Genomic DNA, 1,394 nt, shown 5'->3' on the forward strand with positions numbered 1-1,394 from the left:
CCTGCTTTGTTACCAATGACAAAGGCTTTGCCTGCATTATCGCCTGTACCAAGCTCTACACGCGCTACGCTGTTGTTAGAAGAGGTAACTTGGGTAATTTGAGCCGGAAGCTCAACCAAGTCGCCAGCGGCGTTTTTAGCAGTAATCTCGATTTCTTTCGCTAACAAGCTGGATGCCGCAGATAGCTGCTCTCCTTTAGTAATCGTCAAGGAAGTTCCGTATTGGTGATCTGCGTCAATGATGCCACTATCAAGCGTGTTGAAGATGGAACCAACTTCTTTCACCGCATACGTCAAGTCTTCTGTCGATTGAGCAACATTCATTGTTTTTGTTAATTTAGCAATTTCAGTTGGGCTTGTTGCTCCCGGTGTTGTTTTCATGATTCGTGCTGTGAATTCCACTTTTTCATCTTTCGCAGCTGCTGTCGTCACAAATTTGAACTCATCATTGAATTTCTTAAAGTCGTTTGCTCCTGTGTTGTCATAGACTTTCACTCCGTCTAATTTGCCATAAACAGGCGCCAGGACATACGCATTGGTATTGGAAGAAGAGTTGTTCACGGCGCTGGACGTTACCGCACCTACTTCAACCGTATAATGGCTGCCTGCTGCATCGACATAGCCGGTTGTTGTGTTCACGTTCAAGGAATCATCCAAGACTTGTCCGTATTGGTCAATCACGCTGTACTCAAACTTCGACTCGCCACCAGGAACGATGGATTTCGAAGGTGCTGTTACTTCTTTGAAGTGATCAGGTACACGTGCATCGGATACCGTATACGTTTTGGTTGCTGTGCTGCTCGCATTAGCTGTTGCAATAACCGCTGTGATGGAAACCGCGCCTTTGGCGTTAGCTTTCACTTCATGCAGTTTAATGCTGCCTTTGTGCTCACCGGAATCTTCGATCGAAACGCTTGTTGCGTCATTGTCGCCAACAGCGCCAGAAAGCGATACAGAGATCCGTTTTACGTTTTGTTCGCTAGTCAGGTCTTCTGTGCTCAATTGGTTGCCTTGAGCATCATAAGCGATCACAGGAACATAGACGTCTTTATCTCCAGCTGCAATCACATCGTTCAAGTCGCCAATTTGGATTTTGTTAGCTACTTTAGCTGAATTCACTGTAATTTTACCTGTCGCTGTTGCCGCTTGGTTAAACACGGTGAAGTTGAAATCGCCGGCTTTATCCAGATCGTTGATCAATGAGATTTTCACTTCCGGAATATCATTGCCGTTATCTTCAATCTCATAGGTAACGTCTTTGCTGTCGATAAAGTCATTCCAGATCAACGTTGTTGCACTGTAATCACTTAAGGAGTTATAGGCAATGGAACCGCCGTATTGATCATATAGGTTCAGGTCATATTTCACGTTCTCGCCTTTGCCGTTCAAAGCTGT

General features: G+C 45.1%; 1 pseudogene. It reads right to left on the reverse strand.

The features are described from left to right. Positions 1-1,394, reverse strand: a pseudogene (locus HQN90_RS38035) (S-layer homology domain-containing protein); the annotation flags it as partial.

The organism is Paenibacillus alba, assembly GCF_013204855.1.
In the GTDB taxonomy this organism is placed as follows: domain Bacteria; phylum Bacillota; class Bacilli; order Paenibacillales; family NBRC-103111; genus Paenibacillus_E; species Paenibacillus_E alba.